At 71.8% G+C, this 24110-nt stretch carries 23 protein-coding genes; 12 read left to right on the plus strand and 11 right to left on the minus strand.

The window, feature by feature from the left end; genetic code table 11:
• Nucleotides 1-124 precede the first annotated feature (124 nt).
• Nucleotides 125-1231: a citrate synthase 2 gene (locus ACGFZK_RS35600; RefSeq protein ID WP_030390669.1), complete on the minus strand. Its 1107-nt coding sequence runs from the start codon at nt 1229-1231 to the stop codon at nt 125-127.
• Between the two features lie 200 nt (nt 1232-1431).
• On the opposite strand from ACGFZK_RS35600, the gene pdxH reads away from it, so the two are divergent.
• Together pdxH and ACGFZK_RS35610 are read left to right on the plus strand one after the other, a co-directional pair.
• Nucleotides 1432-2094, plus strand: coding sequence for a pyridoxamine 5'-phosphate oxidase (gene pdxH, locus ACGFZK_RS35605; RefSeq protein WP_393852969.1), 663 nt, complete (start codon nt 1432-1434; stop codon nt 2092-2094).
• 403 nt (nt 2095-2497) lie between these two features.
• Nucleotides 2498-3820, plus strand: coding sequence for a PAS domain-containing protein (locus ACGFZK_RS35610; RefSeq protein ID WP_393852970.1), 1323 nt, complete (start codon nt 2498-2500; stop codon nt 3818-3820).
• Nucleotides 3821-3918: 98 nt separating this feature from the next.
• Here the strand turns inward: ACGFZK_RS35610 and ACGFZK_RS35615 are convergent, their stop codons facing one another.
• Complete coding sequence (locus ACGFZK_RS35615; RefSeq protein WP_393852971.1) at nt 3919-4674, minus strand: SIS domain-containing protein; 756 nt, start codon at nt 4672-4674, stop codon at nt 3919-3921.
• 256 nt (nt 4675-4930) lie between these two features.
• Here ACGFZK_RS35615 and ACGFZK_RS35620 point away from each other — a divergent pair, with 256 nt between their 5' ends.
• Both ACGFZK_RS35620 and ACGFZK_RS35625 read left to right on the plus strand, forming a co-directional pair.
• On the plus strand, nt 4931-5623 hold the full coding sequence (locus ACGFZK_RS35620; protein WP_202201040.1) for a metal-dependent transcriptional regulator: 693 nt from the start codon (nt 4931-4933) through the stop codon (nt 5621-5623).
• 326 nt (nt 5624-5949) lie between these two features.
• Entirely contained in the window at nt 5950-6828 is an 879-nt protein-coding gene (locus ACGFZK_RS35625) for an alpha/beta fold hydrolase (protein ID WP_393852972.1), read from the plus strand.
• A gap of 91 nt (nt 6829-6919) precedes the next feature.
• Here the strand turns inward: ACGFZK_RS35625 and ACGFZK_RS35630 are convergent, their stop codons facing one another.
• The 3 genes from ACGFZK_RS35630 to ACGFZK_RS35640 all read right to left on the minus strand — a co-directional run bounded on the left by ACGFZK_RS35630 (nt 6920) and on the right by ACGFZK_RS35640 (nt 10285).
• On the minus strand, nt 6920-8545 hold the full coding sequence (locus ACGFZK_RS35630) for a transporter (protein WP_393853015.1): 1626 nt from the start codon (nt 8543-8545) through the stop codon (nt 6920-6922).
• Between the two features lie 107 nt (nt 8546-8652).
• Nucleotides 8653-9495, minus strand: a complete 843-nt coding sequence (locus ACGFZK_RS35635; RefSeq protein WP_393852973.1) for an ABC transporter ATP-binding protein — start codon at nt 9493-9495, stop codon at nt 8653-8655.
• A gap of 109 nt (nt 9496-9604) precedes the next feature.
• Entirely contained in the window at nt 9605-10285 is a 681-nt protein-coding gene (locus tag ACGFZK_RS35640; protein ID WP_393853016.1) for a bifunctional DNA primase/polymerase, read from the minus strand.
• 222 nt (nt 10286-10507) lie between these two features.
• Here ACGFZK_RS35640 and ACGFZK_RS35645 point away from each other — a divergent pair, with 222 nt between their 5' ends.
• Entirely contained in the window at nt 10508-11887 is a 1380-nt protein-coding gene (locus tag ACGFZK_RS35645) for a transcriptional regulator (RefSeq protein WP_393852974.1), read from the plus strand.
• Between the two features lie 193 nt (nt 11888-12080).
• Nucleotides 12081-13328 carry a hypothetical protein gene (locus ACGFZK_RS35650; RefSeq protein WP_393852975.1) on the plus strand — a complete coding sequence of 416 codons (1248 nt, stop codon included), beginning with the start codon at nt 12081-12083 and terminating at the stop codon, nt 13326-13328.
• Between the two features lie 113 nt (nt 13329-13441).
• Here the strand turns inward: ACGFZK_RS35650 and ACGFZK_RS35655 are convergent, their stop codons facing one another.
• Nucleotides 13442-14731, minus strand: a complete 1290-nt coding sequence (locus ACGFZK_RS35655) for an ABC transporter substrate-binding protein (RefSeq protein WP_393852976.1) — start codon at nt 14729-14731, stop codon at nt 13442-13444.
• 196 nt (nt 14732-14927) lie between these two features.
• On the opposite strand from ACGFZK_RS35655, the gene ACGFZK_RS35660 reads away from it, so the two are divergent.
• Entirely contained in the window at nt 14928-15374 is a 447-nt protein-coding gene (locus tag ACGFZK_RS35660) for a hypothetical protein (RefSeq protein ID WP_393853017.1), read from the plus strand.
• A gap of 14 nt (nt 15375-15388) precedes the next feature.
• Nucleotides 15389-16273 carry a formyltetrahydrofolate deformylase gene (purU, locus tag ACGFZK_RS35665; protein WP_393852977.1) on the plus strand — a complete coding sequence of 295 codons (885 nt, stop codon included), beginning with the start codon at nt 15389-15391 and terminating at the stop codon, nt 16271-16273.
• A 286-nt stretch (nt 16274-16559) separates the two neighbouring features.
• On the opposite strand, the gene ACGFZK_RS35670 is transcribed toward purU, so the two are convergent.
• Nucleotides 16560-17078 (minus strand): EF-hand domain-containing protein, encoded by a 519-nt coding sequence (locus tag ACGFZK_RS35670; protein ID WP_393852978.1) that lies wholly within the window; start codon nt 17076-17078, stop codon nt 16560-16562.
• Nucleotides 17079-17406: 328 nt separating this feature from the next.
• Here ACGFZK_RS35670 and ACGFZK_RS35675 point away from each other — a divergent pair, with 328 nt between their 5' ends.
• Both ACGFZK_RS35675 and ACGFZK_RS35680 read left to right on the plus strand, forming a co-directional pair.
• Entirely contained in the window at nt 17407-17970 is a 564-nt protein-coding gene (locus ACGFZK_RS35675) for a sigma-70 family RNA polymerase sigma factor (RefSeq protein WP_030390653.1), read from the plus strand.
• Nucleotides 17967-19253, plus strand: coding sequence for a maleylpyruvate isomerase N-terminal domain-containing protein (locus ACGFZK_RS35680; RefSeq protein ID WP_393852979.1), 1287 nt, complete (start codon nt 17967-17969; stop codon nt 19251-19253). The genes ACGFZK_RS35675 and ACGFZK_RS35680 overlap by 4 nt, the downstream gene beginning before the upstream one ends.
• A gap of 523 nt (nt 19254-19776) precedes the next feature.
• Here the strand turns inward: ACGFZK_RS35680 and ACGFZK_RS35685 are convergent.
• The 3 genes from ACGFZK_RS35685 to ACGFZK_RS35695 form a co-directional block, all read right to left on the minus strand.
• Nucleotides 19777-20211, minus strand: coding sequence for a VOC family protein (locus ACGFZK_RS35685; RefSeq protein ID WP_393852980.1), 435 nt, complete (start codon nt 20209-20211; stop codon nt 19777-19779).
• Between the two features lie 129 nt (nt 20212-20340).
• The gene (locus ACGFZK_RS35690) at nt 20341-20550 is read right to left on the minus strand and encodes a hypothetical protein (RefSeq protein WP_393852981.1); all 210 of its coding nucleotides are present in this window, start codon (nt 20548-20550) and stop codon (nt 20341-20343) included.
• Nucleotides 20543-20698 carry a hypothetical protein gene (locus ACGFZK_RS35695; protein ID WP_393852982.1) on the minus strand — a complete coding sequence of 52 codons (156 nt, stop codon included), beginning with the start codon at nt 20696-20698 and terminating at the stop codon, nt 20543-20545. The genes ACGFZK_RS35690 and ACGFZK_RS35695 overlap by 8 nt, the downstream gene beginning before the upstream one ends.
• 139 nt (nt 20699-20837) lie before the next feature.
• Between ACGFZK_RS35695 and ACGFZK_RS35700 the strand changes: the two genes are divergently transcribed.
• Entirely contained in the window at nt 20838-21599 is a 762-nt protein-coding gene (locus ACGFZK_RS35700; RefSeq protein WP_393852983.1) for an XRE family transcriptional regulator, read from the plus strand.
• Entirely contained in the window at nt 21586-22053 is a 468-nt protein-coding gene (locus ACGFZK_RS35705; RefSeq protein ID WP_393853018.1) for an NUDIX domain-containing protein, read from the plus strand. The genes ACGFZK_RS35700 and ACGFZK_RS35705 overlap by 14 nt, the downstream gene beginning before the upstream one ends.
• 467 nt (nt 22054-22520) lie before the next feature.
• Here the strand turns inward: ACGFZK_RS35705 and ACGFZK_RS35710 are convergent, their stop codons facing one another.
• Complete coding sequence (locus tag ACGFZK_RS35710; protein WP_393852984.1) at nt 22521-24074, minus strand: class I adenylate-forming enzyme family protein; 1554 nt, start codon at nt 24072-24074, stop codon at nt 22521-22523.
• Nucleotides 24075-24110 lie beyond the last annotated feature (36 nt).

The raw sequence follows: 24110 nt of genomic DNA on the forward strand, positions 1-24110 counted from the left end.
GGGGGGGGGGGGGGGGGGGGGGGGGGGGGGGGGGGGGGGGGGGGGGGGGCGGCGCCCGCCCCCCCGGCCCCCCCCCCCCCCCCCCCCCCCCCCCCCCCCCCCGGCCGACTAGCCGACTACGCGATCACGCGGTCTCGGCGATGTCCGCGTAGCCCTCGATCTCCTGCGGGTTGCGCCGCCCCGGCCCGGTGTAGCGGGCCGACGGCCGCACCAGGCGGCCCGTGCGCTTCTGCTCCAGGATGTGCGCCGACCAGCCGGCGGTACGGGCGCAGCTGAACATCGACGTGAACATGTGCGCCGGGACCTCGGCGAAGTCCAGCATGATCGCGGCCCAGAACTCCACGTTCGTGGCGAGCACCCGGTCGGGGCGGCGCGCGTGCAGCTCCTCGAGCGCGGCCTTCTCCAGCGCGGCGGCCACCTCGTAGCGCGGCGCGTCCAGCTCCTTGGCGGTGCGCCGCAGCACACGGGCGCGCGGGTCCTCGGCGCGGTAGACGCGGTGCCCGAAGCCCATCAGCCGCTCGCCCTTGTCCAGGGCCTTCTTCACGTACGCGACGGCGTCGCCGGTGCGCTCGATCTCCTCGATCATGCCGAGCACGCGGGACGGCGCCCCGCCGTGCAGCGGTCCCGACATGGCGCCCACCGCGCCGGACAGCGCGGCGGCGACGTCCGCGCCGGTCGACGCGATCACCCGCGCGGTGAAGGTGGAGGCGTTCATGCCGTGCTCGGCGGCCGAGGTCCAGTAGGCGTCGACGGCCTTGACGTGCCGCGGGTCGGGCTCGCCCCGCCAGCGGATCATGAACCGCTCGACCACGGACTCGGCCTTGTCGATCTCCCGCTGCGGCACCATGGGCAGGCCCTGGCCGCGGGCGGACTGGGCGACGTACGACAGCGCCATCACGGCCGCGCGCGCGAGGTCGTCGCGGGCGGTCTGCTCGTCGATGTCCAGCAGCGGTTTCAGGCCCCACACGGGGGCGAGCATGGCGAGCGCGGACTGGACGTCGACGCGGATGTCACCGGAGTGGACCGGAATGGGGAAGGGCTCGGCGGCCGGCAGGCCCGGGTTGAAGGCACCGTCGACCAGCAGGCCCCAGACGTTCCCGAAGGAGACGTGGCCCACGAGGTCTTCGATGTCGACGCCCCGGTAGCGGAGCGATCCGCCTTCCTTGTCCGGCTCGGCGATCTCCGTCTCGAACGCGACGACCCCTTCGAGCCCGGGTACGAAGTCGGACATCAGGCGGCTCCTCAGATAGTGCGAACACGCGCGGCTCCCGGCGTGACTCGCGGTCCGGCGCGGTCATCCCCGTTGATGCCCGGCACGGCCGTTGGTCACCCGCTCGGGGACCTTCGGACCGGCCCCAAGATTTTGGCCGCTCGACCCCGACTGCGGAAGCGTGACATACGGCACACCGCCACCGGTCCGGCTGCGGCAGGATGGCCAGCGTGACCGATCAGGACATTGACCCCGCCACGATGCGCAAGCAGTACCGCTCGGAGATCGTCGACGAGGGGAGTCTCGCCGAGAGCCCGATGGACCAGTTCGCCCTCTGGTTCCAGCAGGCCGCCGACTCCCACCTCTTCGAGCCGAACGCCATGGTCGTATCGACGGCCACCCCCGACGGACGGCCCAGCTCGCGGACGGTGCTGCTGAAGCAGTTCGACGGCCGGGGCTTCGTCTTCTTCACCAACTACGCCTCCCGCAAGGGCCGTGAGCTGGCGGCGAACCCGCACGTCGCCCTGCTCTTCCCCTGGCACGCGATCGCCCGTCAGGTGATCGTCACCGGTACGGCTTCCCGTATCGGCCGCGACGAGACGGCGGCGTACTTCCGCTCCCGCCCGCACGGCTCCCGGCTGGGCGCCTGGGCGAGCGAGCAGTCCAGCGTGATCGGATCCCGCGCGGAGCTGGACGACCGCTATGCCGAGCTGGAGGCCCGCTACCCGGACGGTGAGCCGGTGCCGGTGCCGCCGGAGTGGGGCGGCCTGCGCGTGGTCCCGGAGGCGGTGGAGTTCTGGCAGGGCCACGAGAACCGTCTGCACGACCGTCTGCGCTACGTCCTGGAAGGGGACAAGTGGCGGGTCGAGCGTCTCTGCCCGTAGCCGCGCGAGGGGGAGCGGGAGCGCAGACGCAGACGACCCGCGGGCTCGGGTCTCTCCCCTGCAGTGGGAGAAGCCGGCCGGACGTACCGGCGAGCCCGCGGGTCGGGTGACTGCTTGGGATTGGCGCCTGGCGATCCCGCCGGGCACCGCACTGGGTGCGTGCGACGACGGGCGCTTAGCCCGCAGCCACCTCACGCGTCCGGTTTCCGTACATTTCGGGAACCACCTCCCTTCTCGTGTACGGCAGAGCCTAGGAGCACCTCCGGCGCGGCACAAGCAAATATTTCCCCAGGATCGAAATGGATCATTACCGGACATTCAGGGGAACGGGATGTGGGCTGCGTCACGTTCCAGTTCAATGATCTGACGTGCCGCACACGCGAACACCTGCAGGGGGTGCCAGGTGACTGCTTTCGGACGTAACGAGGCCACCGACGATCTGCTCGCAGCCTTGCTCGACGGGATGGACGCCGCACTGTGCGCGTTCGACTCCGACGGCGTGATCACCCACTGGAACCGCGAGGCCGAGCGGATCCTGGGCTGGACCGCCGCCGAAGCCGTGGGGCGCAAGGGCTTCGAGGGATGGGCGGTGCGGGCCGCCGACGCGCACGATGTCCAGGACCGGCTGATGGCCGCCCAGCACGTGCCCGGTCGGCAGGTGCACGAGTTCGCGCTGCTGACCAAGGACGGCGGGCGCGTGCTCGTGCGGACCCAGTCCGCCGGAGTCCCCGGCGCGGACGGGAAACCCGCCGGGGTGTACTGCGCCTTCAGCGAGGTGCACGCCCAGATCGACCTGGAACGCTCCATCGCCCTGAGCGAGGCACTGATGGACGACGCCTCGTGGGGCGTCGTCCTGGTCGACGTCGACCTGCGCCCCGCCGTGGTCAACGCGCACGCCGCCCAGGCCTTCGGGACCGGCCGCACCGCACTGCTCGGACGGCCGCTCGGGGAGCTGCTGGCCCAGGGCGTCGAGGAGCTGGAAGGCGCCCTCCAGCACGTGCTCGCCGAGGGGGCGCCGCCCGCGCCGGTCGAGATGTGGGTGTCGGTGCGCACGCCGGAGGGGGTGCGGCGCCGGTGCTGGCGGTGCGGGTTCCTGAGGCTGGCCTCGCCGCTCGCGGAGGAGCCCGTACCGCTGGGCGTCGGCTGGCTGTTCCAGGACGTCACCGAGGCCCGTCAGGAACAACTGGACACCGCACAGCTGCGGTTCCGTTCGCACCAGCTGCACCGCGCGGGACGGGCCGCCGCCGAGTGCGAGGACCCGGCCGAGGCGGCCGCCGTACGCCTGGACTTCGCCCTCGCCGGCTTCGCCGAGCAGGCGCTGCTTGACGTACTGGACCCCGCGGCCGACCCCGAGCGGCGAAGGCTCGTACGGTCCGCCGCGTCGCCGCCGGTGCTGCCCGGCCCCGGGTCGATCCCCGTCCGGTACGCGGCCGGGCATCCGGCGCTGCAGGCGCTGGACCGGATCGGCTCGGTGCGGACCAGCGGCCCGCGCGGGGAGGCGGACGCGGAGTGGGCGCGGGCCCGCCAGTGGCCCGAGGGCGCGGCGCACGCGCTGTGCACGGTGCTGCGGAGCCGGGGGCGGACCCTGGGGGCGCTGACGTTCCTGCGCGGGCCCTCGCGGGCCGCCTTCGAGCGCGCGGACGCGGCGTACGCGGAGGAGGTCGCGGCCCGGGTCGCCGCCGACCTGGACCTGGCAGCGGCCCCCGCCCGCCCGGCGAGGGACTGAGCCGGAAGCTCGGCTCCGGGCCCGGCTGTGGCGTCGGCGTCGGCTTCGGCTTCGGGGGCGGGGCGGTTTCCGGCGCGGGGAGGGGTTCAGGCCCGGGTTCAGTGCCGGAAGAAGATCCGGTCGCCGTACTCCTGCATCACGCGGCCGTTCCACTCGTGGCCGCCGTCGACGTTGCCCGAGCGCAGCAGCGGGGGCTCCACCCCGCGGGCGACGAGCTCGCCGGCCGCCGCCGCCATGACCGCCTGCATGATCGCGCTGGTCACGACGGTGGAGGCGGGGGCGAAGGGCGCGTCGATGCCGTCGATGCTCAGCTCGGCGTCACCGACCGCGATCTTGCTGTCGAGGACGACGTCGCAGTGGTCCTTGAGGAAGGTGCCCGAGACGTGCCGCGACTTCGTCCCGGTCGCGTACGCCACCGAGGTCACGCCGATGACCTTGAGGCCGATGGCGCGGGCGTTCATCGCCATTTCGACGGGCAGGGCGTTGCGCCCGGAGAGGGAGATGATCACGAGGACGTCGCCGTCGGAGGCGGGGCTGCTGTCGAGGACGGCGCCGGCCAGGCCGTCGACCCGTTCCAGGGCGCTGCCCAGGGTCGCGGGCATGACGTCGATGCCGGCCGTGCCGGGGACGGCGAGGAAGTTCATCAGGGCCAGGCCGCCGGCCCGGTAGACGACGTCCTGGGCGGGCAGCGAGGAGTGCCCGGCACCGAAGGCGAAGAGCCGGTTGCCCGCGGCGACCGCGTCGGCGACGAGGGATCCGGCCTCGGCGATGTGTGCGGCCTCCTCGTCCCGTACCCGCTCCAGCAGGCCGATGGCGGCATCGAAGAACTGACCGGCCAGCTTGCTCTCGCTCATACGCCGAGGGCCCTTCCAGGGGTGGGGAGCGTCCGTGTCCGCCGCTCACCGTGCGGTCTGGACCAAGGGCGTGTCAATACGAACGTCAATCCCGCGCCGAAAGCTCTGGTCACGTGCCCCGGACATCCCCGGACGATCTTCCCGGGGACGTCCGGGAGATGTCCGGGAGGGGTCTTGACCCCCGGTACGGGACGGTTGTCGGCCGGATGCGTCAGAATTGGGTGCAGGGCCAGCGCACGCAATCCGAGGGGCACGAATGTCCGGACTGATCGATACCACGGAGATGTATCTCCGCACCATCCTCGAGCTGGAAGAGGAAGGCGTGGTCCCCATGCGCGCCCGTATCGCCGAACGGCTCGACCAGAGCGGTCCGACGGTGAGCCAGACGGTGGCGCGGATGGAGCGGGACGGCCTGGTGGCCGTCGCCAGCGACCGGCACCTCGAGCTGACGGAGGAGGGCCGCCGGCTGGCTACGCGTGTCATGCGCAAGCACCGGCTGGCGGAATGCCTGCTCGTCGACGTCATCGGCCTGGAGTGGGAGCAGGTGCACGCGGAGGCCTGCCGCTGGGAGCACGTGATGAGCGAGGCGGTGGAGCGGCGGGTGCTGGAGCTGCTGCGTCACCCGACCGAGTCGCCGTACGGCAACCCGATCCCGGGGCTGGAGGAGCTGGGCGAGAAGGCCGAGGCGGACCCGTTCCTCGAGGACGGCATGGTCAGCCTGTCCGAGCTCGACCCGGGTAGCGAGGGCAAGACCGTGGTCGTCCGCCGGATCGGCGAGCCGATCCAGACGGACGCCCAGCTGATGTATACGCTCCGGCGGGCCGGGGTACAGCCCGGCTCGGTGGTGAGCGTGACCGAGTCGCCCGGCGGCGTCCTGGTCGGCAGTGGCGGCGAGGCCGCCGAGCTGGACGTGGAGGTCGCCTCGCACGTGTTCGTGGCGAAGCGCTGACGTCTGTCGGACGGCTTCGTCAGGTGGATTCCTCCGGACGGGACCCGATCCGCGGGTCGTGACCCGTACGGCTTGGTGCGGGCGGTCCCGGCGCCTTTCGGCGCCGGGACCGTTCCTCCCCTTGTGACCTGGAGCCCCGAGCTCTCAAGGTCGTCCCCTCGGACCGTCTTCCCCGAGCGGCCCGCCTCCCTGTTGAAAGGATCTCCATCGGCAGCGGCGGTCAATCCTTGAGCAAGGTCACTCGAAAGAGCGGTGTTGTGGGCGAGAAACCCGTTTTCGAATACGGGTTCGATAGTCTGGCGGGGAGCGAAGGGGGTGCATCTGCGGTGGTACAGCGCGTCGATGTGACAGGGGCCGAGGGCGTCCGCCTTGCCGCCTGGGAGTTCCGCGAAGCAGAGGCCGAGCCCGACCCCCGCCCCGGGGTCCTGTTACTGCACGGTCTGATGGGCCGCGCCTTCCACTGGGCCGGCACCGCCCGCTGGCTCCGCGAGCGCCGCCGCGTCGTGGCCCTGGACCAGCGCGGACACGGCCAGAGCGCCCGCCCGCCCGCCGCCCCCGACGGCACCCCGACCTCCCTGGGCCGCGAGGCCTTCGTGGCCGACGCCGAGGCGGCCGTCGAGCAGCTCGGTCTCGCTCCCGTGACCCTGATCGGCCACTCCATGGGCGCCCTCACCGCCTGGCAGCTCGCGGCCCGCCGCCCCGACCTGGTCGAAGCCCTGGTCATCTGCGACATGCGCGCCTCCGCCCTGGGCGCGGCCTCCCAGCAGGAATGGGAGGAATGGTTCCACCACTGGCCACTGCCCTTCCCCACCCAAGACGCGGCCCGCCGCTGGTTCGGCGAGGACGACCCCCGGGTGGAACGCCCCGACCCCGGCCGCGGCGCCTTCTTCGCCGAGGTCATGCACGAGGCCTCGGACGGCTGGCGCCCGCTCTTCTCCCGCCGCCAGATGCTGACGGCCCGCGAGACGTGGGTCCACGACGCCCACTGGGAGGAGCTCGCCCAGGTCGGCTGCCCGACCCTGGTGGTCCGCGGCCTGGACGGCGAACTGGGCCGGGCCGAGGCCCAGGAGATGGTCCGCGTCCTCCCGGCCGGCCAGTACGCGGAAATCCCCGACGCGGGCCACTACCTCCACTACGACCAGCCGACGGCCTGGCGTGCCGTCCTGGAACCCTTCCTGGACGGCATCAAGGCCGAAGCCCCCTGACGAGCCGCCCCGCGGGCCGCTGTCGCACCGACAAGAAACGGGCCGGTCTCCGCTCCCGCAGGGGAGGGGAGACCGGCCCGTTTGGGTGTGGTCAGCCCTTGCTGACCGCCCACAGGATCTCCGGGAGCTTGCGCGCCACGGTCGGGGCCGCGAGCCGCAGGCCCGCCCACGAGGCCAGCGCGCCCCAGGCCACGCCCAGCGGGAGCACGATCCAGGAGAGGTCTTGGTGGTCACCGAAGTTGAGCCAGATCGTGAGGGCGATCACCGGGGCCGAGACCACCGCCGACACCAGCATTCCGCCGAAGATGCCCGCCCAGGCCAGCCCGGCCTGCCCCGGGACGACGTTCTTGAAGGCGCCCTCCGACGGGATCGAGTACGGGAAGCGGGCCGAGGCCAGCGCCCCCGTGCAGAGCATCGAGCCCAGCAGTGCCAGGGCCAGGCCCGTGGCCGCGGGGAAGCGGGACCAGTCGCCGATCACGGCGGCCGTCACCGCGGTGACGAGGACCGTGTACGGGACGGTGACCATGGCCAGCGCCGCGGCCCGGGCGCGCAGTTCCACGTACGCGTCGCGCGTCGACGAGATGGTCTGCGCGACCATCCAGAACGCCGAGGTGTCCTGCCCGAACTGGTTGTACATCTGCATGCCGAGCATGCCGGCGCCGAAGGTCGCGAGGTAGACGGATCCCGTGCCCTGGAGGGCGTTGAAGACGGGAACGATCAGGCCGATCGCCAGCGCGGTCACCCAGGACGCCTTGGTCTTCGGATCGCGTACGACGTAGCGCAGCGTGCGCTCGACGGCCGCGCCCGTCCGGCCGGCCGGCAGCAGCGACCGCCGGCCGCCCACGGCACGGTTCTTCGTCGGCCGGGCGGCCCTGATGGTCGAGCCGTCCGGGGTGACCATCAGCTTGGTCAGGCTCCGCTCCCACGACCACAGGAGGGCGGCCACACCGGCCAGGGTGAGGGCCAGCTGGGCGGCCGCCACCCCGTACGCGCCCTCGCTCGCCGAGTCCACCATGCCGACGGCGGTGGCCGGCGGCAGCCAGCGCACCACGGCCACGACGGGCTCCAGCGTGGCCAGGCCGCCCGCCTGGAACAGGCTCTGACTGGCGAAGTTGGCCAGCTGCGCGCCCACCGCGATCAGCAGGCCGCTGAGCAGGGCCAGGTCGCGCCCCTTGCGGCTGGTCAGCAGCCGTACGTTGGCCGTGGCCACCGCCCGCGCGAGGGTCACGCAGCCGAGGACCAGCAGGGGCGCTGCCACCACCGCGGCCACCGCACCGGCGGCGCCGCGCGCGACGGCCAGTACCGAGCCGACGGCCAGGCAGAGCGTGAACAGCGGCCCGATGCCGACCAGCGAGGAGACGAGCAGGGCCCGTACGAGAGGACGCGGGCGCAGCGGCAGCATGACCAGCCGGCTCGGGTCCAGGGTCTCGTCGCCGGTGGGGAAGAACAGCGGCATGCAGGCCCAGCAGAGGGCCAGGATCGCGGCCAGCAGGACGACGGCGGTGCCCGCCTGGGAGTGCCCGTGCAGCAGTGCGAGCCCGAGGGTCAGGAAGAAGCCGACCACCAGGGCGAAGGCGAGCGTCGAGAAGTAGGCGGCCTTGCGCTTGGAGGAGCCCTTCAGGCCGTTGCGCAGCAGCGACAGCTTGAGCCGGACGAAGATCGGGGTCAGCGGGACCGACGGGACGGATGAGGCCCCGGTGGCGGAAGCGGTGACTATGACGGCCGGATCGGCGGCCGGGTCAGCGGCCAAGTCGGCGGACAGGTCAGCGGCCAAGTCGGTGGCCGGGTCAGCGGACGGGTTGGCGGACGGGTTGGCGGGCGAGGTCATCGCGATCCCGCCCCGGAACCGCCGCCGAGCCACTCCAGCGAGTCCCCGGCCGCGTCGCGCCCGTGCGCGCCGACCAGTTCGAGGAACGCGGCCTGCAGGGAGGGCGCGGAGCCCCGTACGTCGGCCAGCGGGCCCGCCGCGCGGATCCGGCCGGCGGCCATCACGGCCACCCAGTCGCACAGCGACTCGACGAGCTCCATCACGTGGGAGGAGAAGATGACCGTGGCACCGGAGGCCGTGTAGCGCTCCAGCACCCGGCGGATGGTCTGCGCCGACACCGGGTCGACGCCCTCGAACGGCTCGTCCAGGAAGAGCACTTCGGGGTTGTGCAGCAGCGCCGCCGCCAGACCGATCTTCTTGCGCATGCCGGTCGAGTAGTCCACGACCAGCTTGTGCTGCGAGCCCGCGAGGTCGAGGACCTCCAGCAGCTGCGTCGCCCGCTTGTCGGTCTCCTCGCCCGGCAGCCCGCGCATCCGGCCCATGTAGCCGAGCAGTTCGCGCCCGGACAGCCGCTCGAAGAGCCGCAGCCCCTCGGGCAGTACGCCGATCCGCGCCTTCACCTCGGTCGGGTCAGCCCACACGTCGTGCCCCGCGACGTGGACCCGCCCCATGTCCGGGCGCAGCAGCCCGGTCACCATCGACAGCGTCGTCGTCTTGCCCGCCCCGTTCGGGCCGACCAGGCCGATGAACCGCCCCGCGGGCAGCTCCAAGTCGACCCCGGCGACGGCCACCTGGTCGCCGAACCGCTTCCACAGACCTTCCACCCGCACGGCGAGCGGCGCGGATTGTGCGCCGCCCACTCCGTACGCTCCACCCGTCGCATCGCCCTGGTCCGGCATGCGCCTGCCTCTCATTACGTCCCCGTTGGTCGTTCCTTCCTCACCATAGGAGGAGGGGGAGAGGCCGAGCAGTTACTTATGTCATCAGTTTCCGCCCCGAAATCACAGGTCAGCCCTGGCGTCGCTTCCGGTCCGCCGCGGCCTCGCTGCCGCACGCGTACGCCAGCGCGTCGATCAGCTCCTCCGTGTCCGGCAGCCAGCGGTTCGCCGGCGTGGGCCGCCGCGCCCACTGGACCGAGCCCCGGCCGCCGAAGCGGGTGGGCGGCGCCGCCACGTACTCGCCCTCGCCGCGCGCGACCAGGTCGATCGTGGCCGGCGGCCAGCCCAGCTTGCGCACCAGGTCGGGCACCTTGACCCCGGCGCCCGGGAGGACGAAGAAGAGCATCCGGTGGTCGGGCGTGAGAGTGACCGGCCCGAGGCTGCGTTCCATCCGCTCCAGCCGCGCCAGCGCGAGGAAGCCGGCCGAGTCGGGCACGTCCAGCGCGTCGAACGTCCGGCCGGTGGGCAGCAGGATCGAGGCCTGCGGGTGCTTCGCCCAGATCCGCCGGACCTGCACCGCGCTGCCGGTGGCCTGCGCCGCCCAGTCCTTCACCGCCGGGTGCGCGCCGGGCGCGGGGCAGTCCGCCGCCCCGCAGGAGCACAGCTCACGGCCGTCTCCGGGCTCCAACCAGGTGCCGGCGAAGACATCCCAGTGCCGTTCTTCCGCGTACCGCACGGCATGGTCCAGCAGCTGCTCGCCGCGCTGCTTGGGGATGGGTGCGGTCTCCGTGACTCCGATGGTCTCTTCCACGCCCATCACAACTCCCCGGGTCACCCGGGGTTACGGGCGTAAACCAGGCGGCGGGCGGAGCATCGATCCTGCATACGGGGCGCACTGGTGCACGGGTGGGGGCGCGTAGGAGGCCGGGGCGCCGCAGTTGGGTAGCGACACGACGCAGAGCGGAAGATTCTCCGCACATCAGGCGGGAAGTGATCATTCCAACGGATCACCCGCGGTCAGCAGGGGGTTTTCATGGCAGCCAGGCCTCTCGTCGCCCGCCAGCCGAACGAACGGCTGCAGGCGCTCATCCAGGAAGCCGGGTGCTCCAACGCCGGGCTAGCCCGGCGCGTGAACATGTGCGGGGCCGAGCACGGTCTCGATCTCCGCTACGACAAGACCTCCGTGGCCCGGTGGCTGCGCGGCCAGCAGCCGCGCGGCCGGGCCCCGGGGATCATCGCCGAGGCGCTCGGGCGCAAACTGGGCCGGACCGTCACCATCGACGAGATCGGCATGGCCAACGGGAAGAATCTCGCTTCCGGCGTGGGCCTGCAGTTCTCCCCGACCGTCGTCGGCGCCATCGAGCAGGTCTGCGAGCTGTGGCGCAGCGACGTCGGCCGCCGCGACTTCCTGGCGGGCTCCAGCGTGGCCGCCTCCGCGCTCGTCGAGCCGAGCCGCGACTGGCTGATCACCGGCGCCGACACCCAGGTGGCCCGCAGCGGCGGCTCGCGGGTCGGCATGCCGGACGTCGAGGCGGTCCGCGCGACCACCGAGGCCCTCAAGGACCTCGACCACCGCTTCGGCAGCGGGCACGTCCGGCCGGTGGTCGTGCACTACCTCAACTCGGTGGTGTCCGGGCTGATCGGCGGCTCGTACCGGGAGCCGGTCGGGCGGGCCCTGTTCGCGGCGGTCGCCCGGCTGACCGAGCTGGCCGGCTACATGGCGGTGGACACGGGCCAGCCCGGCCTGGCCCAGCGCTACTACATCCAGGCGCTACGGCTGGCGCAGGCGGCGGGGGACCGGGCGTACGGGGGCTACGTGCTCGCGGCGTCCATGAGCCACCTCGCGGCCGAACTGGGCAACCCGCGGGAGATCGCGCAGCTCGCGCGGGCCGCGCAGGAGGGGACGCGCGGGCAGGTCACGCCGCGGGTCGAGGCCATGTTCTACGCCGCCGAGGCGCGCGGGCACGCGCTGCTCGGGGACACCCGGGCGACGGCGGTGCTGTCCGGGCGGGCGGTGAGCGCGCTGGAGCGGGCGGAGCCGGAGTCGGGTGACGACCCGGTGTGGATCCGGCACTTCGACGCGGCGTACCTCGCGGACGAGCTGGCGCACTGCCACCGGGACCTCGGGCAGGCGGACGCGGCGGCACGGCGGGCGGAGGAGGCGCTACGGGGCCTCCCGGCGGGGAAGGCGCGCCGCCGGGCCATCGGGCTGCTGCTGCTGGCGGCGGCGCAGGTGCAGCAGCGGGAGGTGGAGCAGGCCTGCCAGACGGCGACGAAGGCGGCGGAACTGCTGGAGGGGCTGCGCTCGAACCGGGGGGTGGAGTACCTGGACGACTTCCGGGCGCGGCTGGAGCCGTACCGGGAGGAAGCGGCGGTGCGGGAGTTCGGGGCGCGGCTGGAGGTGACGGCGTAGGCCCGGTGCGCGGTCGGCTGCCGGCCGACTGCCGGAGCTCCGCCCCGGGTCCCGCGCCTCACACGCCGGCGGGGCCGGGTCGGGGCCGGGTGGGGCCGGGCCGGGTTCGGGGTGGTCTCACGGTGGCAGTGCGTGACGGGGTAGCGTGACCCGACGGTTCCGTAGGGTCGGGCGAGTCGGAGAAGGAGTCCCGGTGACGCAGAGCGGACAAGGGGGCGCCCCCCAGCCGGGCGCCCCGTGGGGTCCGGAGTACCCCGAGCAGCCGCAGCCGCCGCACCCCGGGGCCGCGTACGGGTACCCGCAGGCCTATCCCGCCCCCGAGGGCGCCCCCGGGCACGTGGTGGGGCCCGGCTACGAGGGGCCGGGGGATCCGCACGGCTACGGCTACCCGCCGCTGCCCGAGGCCGTCACCCAGTACATACCGCCCGTACCGGCGGCCCCCGGGCAGGACGAGGCGGCGACCCAGTACATCGCGCCGGTGCCCGCGGCACCCTCGCACGACGAGGCCGCGACCCAGTACATCGCGCCCGTGCCGGCCGCCCCCGCGCACGAGGAGGCGGCGACGCAGTACATCCCGCCGGTCCCCGCCGTCGAGGGCTTCGACGGGCTCTTCCGCGGCGACAACGACACCGCCGGGCACACCCAGCACATGCCGCCCGTCCAGGAGCCGGTGCTGCGTCAGCCGCCGCGGCGGCCCCAGCAGCCCCGCCCCCAGCCTCAGCCGCAGCAGCCGCACCAGCAGTTCCAGCAGCCGCCGCAGCAGTACCAGCAGCAGCAGTACGCCCCGCCCCCGCCGCCCCCGGAGCCCGCGCGCAGGGTCTCGCCCGGGATCATCGCCGCGGTGGTCATCGGCCTGGCCGTCGTCGGGCTCGGCGTCGGCTCGCTGCTCGCCGACGACAAGCCGCAGAACAACGACCCCGGTGCGGTCGCCGGCGCCCCGACCGCGAGCGGGGCTTCCGCGGCCCCCGGCGGGGAGGCTCCGGTCGACCCGGCCCGCCCGCAGGCCGTCCAGCTGGACAAGCTCCTGGCGGACAGCAACGACAGCAGGGCCGCGGTGATCAAGGCCGTCGAGGACATCAAGGGCTGCAACAACCTCGACCGGGCGGCCGCCGACCTGCGCGACGCGGCCCGCCAGCGCGAGGAACTCGTCACCCGCCTCCAGGAGCTGAAGCTCGACAAGCTCCCGGACCACGCGAAGCTGTCCGCTTCCCTCACCAAGGCGTGGCAGTCCTCCGCGGACGCCGACAACAGCTACGCCTCCTGGGCGGAGGACGCGGACGACGACAAGTGCAAGGACGGCAAGGCCAAGGTCACCAAGAACGCCGCCGACGGCAACAGGTCGAGCGGCGAGGCGACGAAGGCCAAGGAGTCGGCCTCGGCGATGTGGAACTCGATCGCCGCCAAGTACGGCCTCACGAAGAGGGACAAGTCCCAGCTCTGAGCCGGGCCGTGCGGCTCTGAGCCGGGCCGTGCGGCCCTGAGCCGGGCCGTGTGGCTCCGAGCCGGGCCGTGCAGCCGCCGAGCCGGGCCGTGCAGCCGCCGTGCCGCTCCGGTTCACGCCGTGCGCGGGGCCTGTTCCAGGGTCGGGGTCATGTCCAGGGACTGCTCGCCGGGCTGTGCCACGAGGCGTCCGGCCTGCACGACCTGGAAGGTGACCCGGCCGTTGACGATGCGGGGGAAACCGGCGACCGCGCGCATGTCCTGGTAGCGCCAGCTCAGGTCCGGGGTCAGGCCGCCGGTCTTGACGGGCAGTGCCTCGTTCAGCGACCGCTTGACCGTGCGGGCGGTGACGGCCCCGTCGTCCTCGAAGCGCTCGAGGATCTCGCTGAGCACGGTGTACGCGATCCAGGTGGTCTGCGTACCACTGTCGTCGGGGTCGACGTTGTCGTCGCCGAAGGCGAACTCGGAGACCACCTTGCGCATGGGCTCCCAGAGGGGGTCGGCGGACACCGGGTACCAGCTGGTCAGGTACGCGCCCTCGAAGGGGCTCTCCTTGCCGCCCGTGCGGTTCACCAGGGACTGGCTGACACTGCCCAGGACGGATGAGATCTGCGGCTTCTTGCGCTGGGCGTCGGTCCGGCGGAAGGCGTCGAAGAACGTCTCGGTGCGCTCGCCGAGGACCGCGGTCACGCAGCCCTTCTCCTTTTCCTTCTCCTTGCCGTTGCCGCTGGTGTGCGCGAGGGCCTCGCGGGCCTGGGGTACGAAGTCGGCGGAGTCCTCGGCGGCCCGGATGTCGGAGGCGTCGGGCATCTTGTTGGCCCGCAGTCCGGCGTTGAGCAAGACCGGCAGGGTGTCGCCCGCGAGGGTGTCGGGGCGGACCAGGGCGACCTGGTCGCAGGCGCGGCCCAGCTGGTGGCCGGCGCCGGCGATGAGGACGGGCTGGCCGCCGTTGACCGGGTAGGACAGGGGGGACTGGAACTCCTCGGAGGAAACCCCGTAGCCGCCGATGAAGGGGATGCCCTCCGCCTCCAGCGGGGCCATGAAGGCGCGGCCGTGCTGGCTGTAGGAGCCGACGACGGCGACCGCCTTCTCGGCGACGGCCTTGCGGGCGCAGTCGGCGGCGCCGGTGGGCGTGTTCTTCTCGTTGCAGGTCAGTACGCGCAGTTTGCGGCCGTTGATACCGCCCTTGGAGTTCACCCAGCGTTCGTAGGCCTTGGCCATGCCTGTCATACCAGGCATATTGGTCGCTTTGGTGTCTTCAGGGGCGAACGTCATGACGGTGATCGTCTCCCCGGAGCCCCCCGAGCTCCCGGGGAGCGCCCCGCACCCGGCGATGAGGCACGAACCCATCGCCGTGGCCACGAAGGTGCGGGAGAGGGATACGGCGCGTCGCGAGATGGTCATGTCCATGCACCATTCCGCCCCACCGGTAACTGTCGAGTGAGATGGACGCAACATCCGGTGACGCCCAGGTGAATTGCGGGGGCGTCGTGCCCCGTAGGCGCTTCAAGATCGCACTGAACAGGAACGTACGATCGAAAGCGTGACATTCGCCCAAGGTTCGAAGAACTCTTCCCGACGCGGTGGCCGCTCCTCCACCATGGGCGGCATGCCCCTCAATGACATGCCGTGGTGGCGCTGGCGCGGCAACGTGCGCTCGGCGCTGCACATGCTCTCCGATCCGGCCTTCCACGAGGACACCTGGCTGACCGGCGACGAGGCGTACGGCGACGTCACCGACGCCGTCTACCGGCTCGTCGAGGACACCTGGCTCGACAGCTGGTCCGCCGAGAAGTACGTCGGCACGATCTTCCGCGACTCCCAGGAGGCCACCCTCGTCGACCTCGCCGTGCTGCGGGTGCTCCGGATCCTCCACCAGGTCGGGCCCGACGCCCCCGTCTCCGCCTACCTGGAACACCACGCGTGGCCCGAGGCGGTACGTGCCGCGCGCGAGGCTCACGTACGGCTGGCGGAAGCGGACGGGGACGACCCCGACGTGCGGCCCACCTCGCTGGACATGTTGAAGATCCTCACCCGCGTGGTGTGAAAGGCTGTGCGGTCATGAGCGACCCGCACACCGAGGCCCAGGCCCAGCCCCAACCCCAGTACGTCCTGACCATGTCCTGCCCCGACAAGCAGGGCATCGTGCACGCCGTGTCGAGTTACCTCTTCATGACCGGCTGCAACATCGTGGACAGCCAGCAGTTCGGAGACCGGGAGACCGGGCTCTTCTTCATGCGGGTGCACTTCGAGGCCGAGCCCCCGGTGACCGTCGAGAAGCTGCGCGCCAGCTTCGCCGCGATCGGCGACTCGTTCAAGATGGACTGGCAGATCCACCGCTCCGAGGAGCGCATGCGGATCATCCTCATGGTGTCCAAGTTCGGGCACTGCCTGAACGACCTGCTGTTCCGCTCGCGGATCGGCGCCCTGCCGGTCGAGATCGCGGCCGTCGTCTCCAACCACACCGACTTCGCCGAACTGGTCGGCTCCTACGAGATTCCGTTCGTGCACATCCCGGTGACCAAGGACACGAAGGCGGAGGCGGAGGAGCGGCTCCTGGAGCTCGTGCGCGCCGAGAACGTCGACCTGGTGGTGCTGGCGCGGTACATGCAGGTCCTGTCGGACAAGCTGTGCACGGAGCTGAGCGGGCGGATCATCAACATCCACCACTCGTTCCTGCCGAGCTTCAAGGGCGCGAAGCCGTACCACCAGGCGCACGCGCGCGGTGTGAAGCTGATCGGCGCGACCGCGCACTACGTGACGGCGAACCTCGACGAGGGGCCGATCATCGAGCAGGAGGTCGAGCGGGTCGGGCACGAGGTGACGCCGGACCAGCTGGTGGCGATCGGGCGGGACGTGGAGTGCCAGGCGCTCGCGCGGGCGGTGAAGTGGCACAGCGAGCACCGCGTGCTGCTGAACGGCGCACGCACGGTGGTCTTCGCCTAGGCCTTCTTCGGGCGGGCGGTCTTGGTGGGTCGGCCCGCGTTGTCCGGCGCGGTGCATCGCACGGCGGAGGACCGCAGCTCGTACGGGGCCGTACTCGCGCGATACGACAACGCGGCGAGGCGCCCTGCCGGGCAGCGCGGGCCCGCGGAGATCGCCCGGGCAGGGGCCGGCCTCCACAGGGCCTGAGCCCGCGCATGTCGGCGGGAGGCGCGGTGGACCCGTGCGGGTCGGCTGCCGGGGCGCTGCCCCGGCTCCGCGCCTCGAACGCCGGCGTGGCTGGATCGCGTCAGGCGTCAGGGGCTTCCACGCCGCAGTAGCCCGCGAAGGCCGCCAGGATCTCGTCCTCCGAGATGCGGCCGTCGCCGTCGGTGTCCAGGGCCTCGGCCACCTGGGTGGCCAGCTCCGGGGCGGTGCCCAGGACCCGCAGGACCCGGGCCGCGTTCGGCGGGGTCGCACCCGCGCCGTCCTCGTCCGCCACCGCGATCACGGCCCGCAGGAACGGCCGCGCGATCTCCGCGAACCGATCCGGGTTGTCCCGCAGCCGCTTCGCGGCCCCGGTGATGAACTCCTCGCGGGACACCCGCTGGTCCCCGTCGACGTCCGCGATGCCGGCCATTCCCTGCCAGAAGGCCTCGGCGCCCGCGAAGACGGCCTGGCCCCTGTCCGACCGGGCGGTGGTACCGAATTCGGCCAGGACGGCCTTCGCTGCCGCGCTGAAGTCCTCCCGGTCGATATACCCGGACCCGTCCTGGTCGAAGGTGGCGAATCGGGCGGCGATCTTGCGCTCGTATTCTGCGCTTTCCATGTTCGGCGTTCCGCCTTCACTTGTGCAGTGGGGTTCAGATCAAGACAAGGCAGGAGCGTAAGGCCTTCGTGGCCTGTGCGTTAAGCGAAGCGGCCAAGGAGGCGGCCGCATCGAACCCGCGCACGGGGAGCGCGGTGGGGCGCGTACACCTGTCCCCATGTGCCCTCCGCCGTACAAGCGTTACCACCACACCACCCCTACCACCGTTCACGCCCTGCCACGGCCCTATCACGCAGGGCGCACTTCCAGGGTGAGGTTCTCCCAAAACAGGCGCGATCCGCCATGTGCCCACTACATTCGATGCGTCGACACACGGCTGGGGGCATTCATGCCGAAGGACGCACCACCGCGCTGGGACCGCCGCATGCAGCAGCGGCTCGCCCGTGGCGAAGCCGCCGCGCTCGGGGAACTGTACGACCGCTTCGCCTCGCTCGTGCACAGCCTGGCGCACCGGGTGCTGGGCGACGAGAAGGCGGCGGACCGGATCACCCGCGAGGTCTTCGGCTACATCTGGGAGAACCCGGACGCCTACGACCCCAAGCAGGGCTCCATGCGCTCCTGGGTCGCCCGGATCACCCAGGGCCAGGCGGTGGCCCGGCTGCGCCAGGCCGAACTGGGCCGGGGCTCCCGCGAGGAGCTGGAGCAGAAGGTGCGCAGCGCCAACGCGGCCGCCCGCGCGGACTACATCGTCACCTCGATGCCCGCGCCGCTGCGCGCCGCGCTGGAACTCGCGTACTTCAAGCGGCGCGACTACCGGCAGGCCGCCGCCGACCTCCAGATCAGTGAGGACGAGGCGCGGCGCAGGCTGCGACTCGGGCTGCAGTTGCTGTCGACCGCCAACGCCCTCCCCCAGGAGGACACCGCCCGGTCCGGATATGGAACCACTCGATGAACGGCCCTGCCCAGTCGCCCGATGACGGATACGAGCGTCCCGGCGGCCAGGCGCGGATACCCGGCCCGCGCGGCGCAGCCGACGACCTCGATCCGGGACACGCACCGCAGCCGCTACTGCCCGCACCGGTGCCGGAGCCGACACGGCTTCCGAGGTCGCTTCCGATGCCGCTTCCGACGTCGCCGCCCTCGCACGCCGTACTGAAGTCCCTGCTCGGGGCGTGGGCGCTGGCCGCCTGCTCGGCCGAGGAGACCCAGGCGGTGGAGGACCACCTCACCGAGTGTGCGCCGTGCGCGGAGGAGGCGCTCCGGCTGCGCGACGCGGTCGGGCTGCTGCACCCCGAGGAGAACCTCGACCTGAAGCCGCTGCTGCGCTCGCGCGTCCTGGAGGACTGCCTGGGCAAGCGGCCGGCGCGCATTCCGGTGCCGGTGTGGGCGAGCCCGTACGACACCGAGACGGCGCGGCTCGACGCGCTGCTGCAGGACTTCGGGGACTCGGAATGGCACACCCCCGTGCGGCTCAAGTGGTTCGAGGAGGAGCGGCGCAGGTCGCAGCGGACCACGGTGGCGGGGGTGATCGGTCATCTGCTGACGGTGGACGGGCTGATCGCCTCGGCGCTGGGGCTGGACGACCCGCTGGGTCCGGACGCGCCGAAGGGCGGGCCGACCGTGCGGACGGAGCACTTCTGGGGTGCGTCGCCGCATCCGATCACTCGGCAGGTCCGCGATCCGTGGCGGGAACAGGGCCACACGCTGGTGCGCACGGTCTCCTTCGCCGGCCGGGGCGTCGCCGAGCTGGCGGTGGACTACGGCGGTTTCGCACTGCCGCTCGGGGACGCCTTCCTGGAGCGGGCCTTCGAGTGCTGGGTGCACGCGTGGGACATCGCGGAGGCGGTGGACTACCCGTACGAACCGCCGTCCGGGCCGCACCTGCACCGCATGATCGACCTGGCGGCGCGGCTCCTGCCGAGCGCGCTGGCGCAGCGGAGGCGCGCGGGCCTGGCGGCCCCGCCGCGGGGCCTGGTCGCGGCGGGCGCGCCCGGCCGGACCCTGCACCTGGAGATCGAGGGCGCGGGTGGCGGCGGCTGGGACATCGCACTGGATTCACCGGCGGCAAAGCCGTCACCGGAGCGCACGGTGGCGGAGATCGCCCTGGACGGCATCGAGTTCTGCCAGCTGGCGGCCGGCCACATCTCCCCGGAGGAGGCGGCGGTGGGCCAGCACGGCGACCGCGAGGCGATCCGCGACGTCCTCTTCGCGGCGGCGTCACTGAGCCGGTTGTAGGGGGGCCTGGCCTGGGGGGTACGGATCCACGCGGGCGGGGCCTTCACCCCCGCGGCACCCCCACCCCGGGTGCGGGGGTGGCTTCGGGTGGGCGGGAGCTGCTCGGGCGGCATCGGGGATGGGTAGGGGGGTTTCCCGTCAGTCTCTTCGTCTCTCCGGTTCGGGCCGGTCCCTCAAGGGCGCTCGTTCCTCGCGTCGCTTCGCGATGGCCTTCGGCCACCCTTGACCGACCGTCCCGCCCCGGAAAGTCGAAGACTGTCGGGAAGCCCCCAAAAGAACGAGCCGGGCCATGGACAAAGGGGCGGCCTCGTCGGAGACGCCCGCCCTTGCCGGGCGCAAGCAGCCACGTCCGAGAGGCGGGGCCCATGGTCGCCGTGGGCCGGGTTGGTGGGGCGCGCCACATCGCTACGCGCTCCTCACCTCTCAGCGTCTCCAGCCCGTCGTGGGCCGGGCATGGGCCGCCTCAGATCGCCACGCGCTTCTCCCCGGCCGCGACCGACGCCTGTCCGGGCTGATCAGGCCCTCAGTCCAGGCAGAATTCGTTGTCCTCCGGGTCGGCCATGACGATGATTCCCTCATCCATGTCATTGCCTTCGATCCGGTACAGCCTCTTCGCTCCCAGCGCCTCCAGCCGGGTTGCCTCCTCCTCCAGCTTGGCCATCCGCGCGTCGCCCTTCAGGCCGGGTGCTGCGCGGACGTCCAGGTGCAGGCGGTTCTTGGACGTCTTTCCCTCCGGGACCTTCTGGAAGAAGACCCTCGGCCCCTTGCCGTCCGGATCCGTGATGGCCGACCGGCTGTTGTGCAGTTCGGGAGGTACGCCCCACGCCGTGAGCGCGGTCGGCCAGTCGGGGAACCCTTCGGGCGGCGGCTGGACGCGGTAGCCCAGTGCTCGGGCCCAGAACACCGCCTGCGCACCCGGGTCGGCGCAGTCGTAGGTGACTTGGAATTCCTTGGCCATGATTCCTCCAACCGCTCGGTACCTGTCCGTGCCGAGCGTCCCCATCCTCCTCTCGGGCGAGCAGAGTTCAACCCAATTCGCCCGATACGAACGATCATGTTCGCAAGAAGATGGCGCCTGACGGTGCCCCTAGCCAGCGGGCTCGACGTTGGAAGCCGCTGTGGTGAACTCACGGCCGGATGCGCGACGGATGTAGGCCAGTTCAACCCAGTATTCGATGGCCGAATCCGAAACGTTCTCGTTGATCACGGCCATCAGTTCACCCTCAACGCCGGAGGCGACGTCACGGACGCGCCGGCGCAGGAGCCGGTGAGGGACGTATGCGTAGTGCTCACTCATCGGCCGCTTCTTTCAGGGTGCTGAGGAAGCGCTTCCAGCCGACCATCGCCCGGTCAAGAAGGTTGGCACTCAGCTCCCCTGTGAGGGGCGCTTCCGCGGAAGCGTCGTCTTGCGCGTCGACGCTGAACACATCAAGGCGCTGCAGCATGGCGCTCACTCCTCCGTGGTGCGTGGGTCATGCGTCGATGTTCCTGCCCTCGTATGAGCGTTGCTACTGCGTTCACGGGACGTTTGGGACGTTGCGTCGGTACGGTTCGTCCGTCCCTGACGGGTCGTGGAGGCGAACCATGAATCACGCGCTGCGCCGGGCGATGGCGAATGCCAAGATGACCGAAGCGCACCTCGCAGAAGCCTGCGGGGTCGACGTGAAGACGGTCGGTCGATGGATCACCGAGCCGAACCGCATTCCTCATGCTCGCCACCGCTGGGCGGCCTGTGAGGCGTTAGGGGAGGAGGAGGCAGCTTTGTGGCCAAACGCCGTACGGTCGGCACTCACCACCGGGCCTGACCGAGAGATTGTCCAGGTCTTCCCATATCGCTCGGCCGCGCCGGCGAGCCTGTGGAAGTCCCTCGTGACGAAGGCGCAGCGCGAGCTCGTGTTTGCCGGATACACCAACTACTTCCTCTGGCTGGAGCAGGCGAACCTGGCCAGTGCCCTGCGGCGCAAGGCGGAGAGCGGATGCCGAGTGCGATTCCTGGTCGGTGACCCGGACAGTCCGATCACCGCGGCGCGCGAGGCTGAGGAAGGCGTGCCGCTGACGTTGTCCACCCGTATCGCCGTCACGCTGAACGAGCTGGAGAAGCTGCGCAACGTCAGCGGCATCGAGGGCCGGTTCGAGACCGGGCACGTCAATCTTTCCGTCTTCCGGTTCGACGACGAGATGATCGTTACTCCCATCCTGGCGCGTAGGGTTGGTCACGATTCGCCGATGATGCACCTGCGGCGCAAACAAGCGGACGGCATGTTCGACCGCTTTGCCGCCCACGTCGAAGAGCTGTGGAGTCGTGGACGCGACATCCGGGAGGTGGGGCAGGGTGCCCAGGCGTGACTACGAGGGCGACCCCAACGCCCCTCTGGCGAACAGCTTGGTGCCGGCCGCATCGGCGATTGTCGTCGATGACGACGGTCGAGTGCTGCTGCAGCGACGCACGGACAACGGTGCGTGGGCTCTGCCGGGCGGCAAGATGGAGCTCGGGGAGAGCATCGGCGACTGTGCGGTCCGGGAGACCCTCGAGGAGACCGGCATCGAGGTTGAGGTCGTGGGGATCGTCGGCACGTACACGAACCCGGGACATGTCTTCGCCTACGACGACGGAGAGGTGCGGCAGGAATTCTCGATCTGCCTTCTCGCCCATCCCACTGGGGGGAACCTCCGGAGATCCGACGAGTCGCTTGAAGTTGGGTGGTTCACACCCGAGGCCACTGACGACCTCCCCATGGTGCCCAGCATCCGCAAGCGCATCAACGACTGGCGAGCCAGCCGAGGGCCTGTCGTTCGTTGACGTCCGCCCTGATCAGCCACCGACGGGTGGCAGGCGCTGAGACGTGAGGAGCGCGTAGCGATTGGACGCGCCCACCGACCCGGCCGGTGGCGGTCATGGGCCCCGTCTCTTGGTCGTGCCTCTCCCCCGACTGGGCCGGGCGTCTCCGACCGCCCCGTCCCTAAAGGCTCCGCCCGGCTCGTTCTTTTGGGGGCTTCCCGGCAGTCTTCGACTTTCCGGGGCGGGACGGTCGGTCAAGGGTGGCCGAAGGCCATCGCGAAGCGACGCGACGAAGGAGCGCCCTTGAGGGACCGGCACGAACCGGAGAGTGATGAGACTGACGGGACCCCCCCATACCCATCCCTGATGCCGGTCAAGTGGCTCCCGCACACCCGAAGCCACCCCGCACCCCTCCGACCCCGCCCGGGTGACTTCCGCCGTGTCGAAGCCACCGCGTCCCGTGGGGGCAGGGCTCGTACCTGCCGTTGCTACGCGTACCGCTCCCGCAGCTTGTACTTGAGGACCTTGCGCAGGGTTTCGTTGCGGGGGAGGGACTCCAGGAGTTCCAGTTGCTCCGGGAGTTTGTGGGGGGAGAGGCCTTCCGTGCGGAGGTGGGCCGTCAGCTGGGGGAGGGTCAGGGGGGCTGCTCCCGGGGGCTGTTCCACCACCGCGCAGACGCGTTCGCCGCGGGTCGGGTCCGGGAGGCCGATGATCGCGACGTCCGCGATGCCCGGGAGGCGGTGCAGGAGGTCCTCGATCTCCTTCGCCGAGATGTTCTCGCCCTTGCGGATGATGACGTCCTTGCTGCGGCCGGTGAGGACCAGGTAGCCGTCCTGGGTGAGGTGGCCGAGGTCGCCCGTGATCAGGTAGCCGTCGGGGTCGAAGACCTCCGCCGACTCGCCGCGGTTCAGGTAGCCCTGGCAGACCGCCTCGCCGCGCAGCCGTACCTCCCCGTCGGTGTCCGGGGGCAGCGGGGTGCCGTCCGGGGCCGTGATGCGGACGGACATGGCTGCCGGGGGCCGGCCCTCGGTGGTGGCGAGGTTCTCGGGGGTGTCGTCCGGGGCGCCCATGGTGATCATCGGGACCTCGGTCATGCCGTAGCCGTGGGTCAGCTGGCAGCCCAGTTCCCGTACGACGGCGTGGTAGATCTCCGGCGGTTTGGGGGCGCCGCCGCCCGCGAGGAGGCGGAGGGTGGGGACGAGGGGGACGTCCGGGGCCTTGCGCTGCTCGGTCAGGAACAGGGAGTAGAAGGCCGTTGATCCGCCGGCCACGGTGACGCCGTGGCGGCGGTAGCCGTCCAGCGCGTCCGGCATCGCGAACTTCTCGAACAGGACGGCGGGGAAGCCGTACAGGAGCAGCATCACCAGGTAGTCCGGGCCGCCTATGTGCGCGTACGGGAAGGCCACCGAGCCCACGTCGGAGGGGTCCAGGCGCAGGGCGTGCGCGAGGCAGGAGCCGCCCGCGATCAGGGAGCGGTCGGTGTGCAGGACCCCCTTGGGGTCGGAGGTGGTGCCGGAGGTCCAGTAGATCCACCGGACGTCGGTGCCGGAGGCGGGTGGCGGTGGGAGCAGCGCCGGGTCGCCGTCCGGGAGCCGGTCGTACGCCTCGAAGACGCCGCGGGCGCCGAGGCGCCGGGCCATCTCCGCGTGGTCGAAGCCCCGCCAGGTTCCGGGGACGGCGAAGTACTCGGCCTTGGACTCGCGGAGGGCGAAGCCGACCTCGCGGTCGCGGTAGAAGGGGATGACGGGGGTCTGGACGGCGCCGATCCGGGCGAGGGCGGCGGAGAGCAGCACGGTTTCGATGCGGGTGGGGAGCTGCCAGGCGACGACCGTGCCGGGGCGCACGCCCATGGCGTACAGGCCGGCGGCGGCGCGCTCCGCGCCGTCGTGGAGCTCCCCGAAGGTGAGCCGGCGGTCGTGGGCGGGGTCGTCGGCCGCCCCGATCAGGGCGGGGGTGTCCGGGGTCAGGGCGGCCCGGCGGGTGATCAGGTCCCACAGGGTGCGGGAGCGGCTCAGTTCTGTCGCGGTCGCGGTGTCCGTCATCCCAGACCTCCCGGTAGCTGACGGATAGTCAGATCA

Source organism: Streptomyces sp. NPDC048257 (genome assembly GCF_043201855.1).
Classification (GTDB): domain Bacteria; phylum Actinomycetota; class Actinomycetes; order Streptomycetales; family Streptomycetaceae; genus Streptomyces.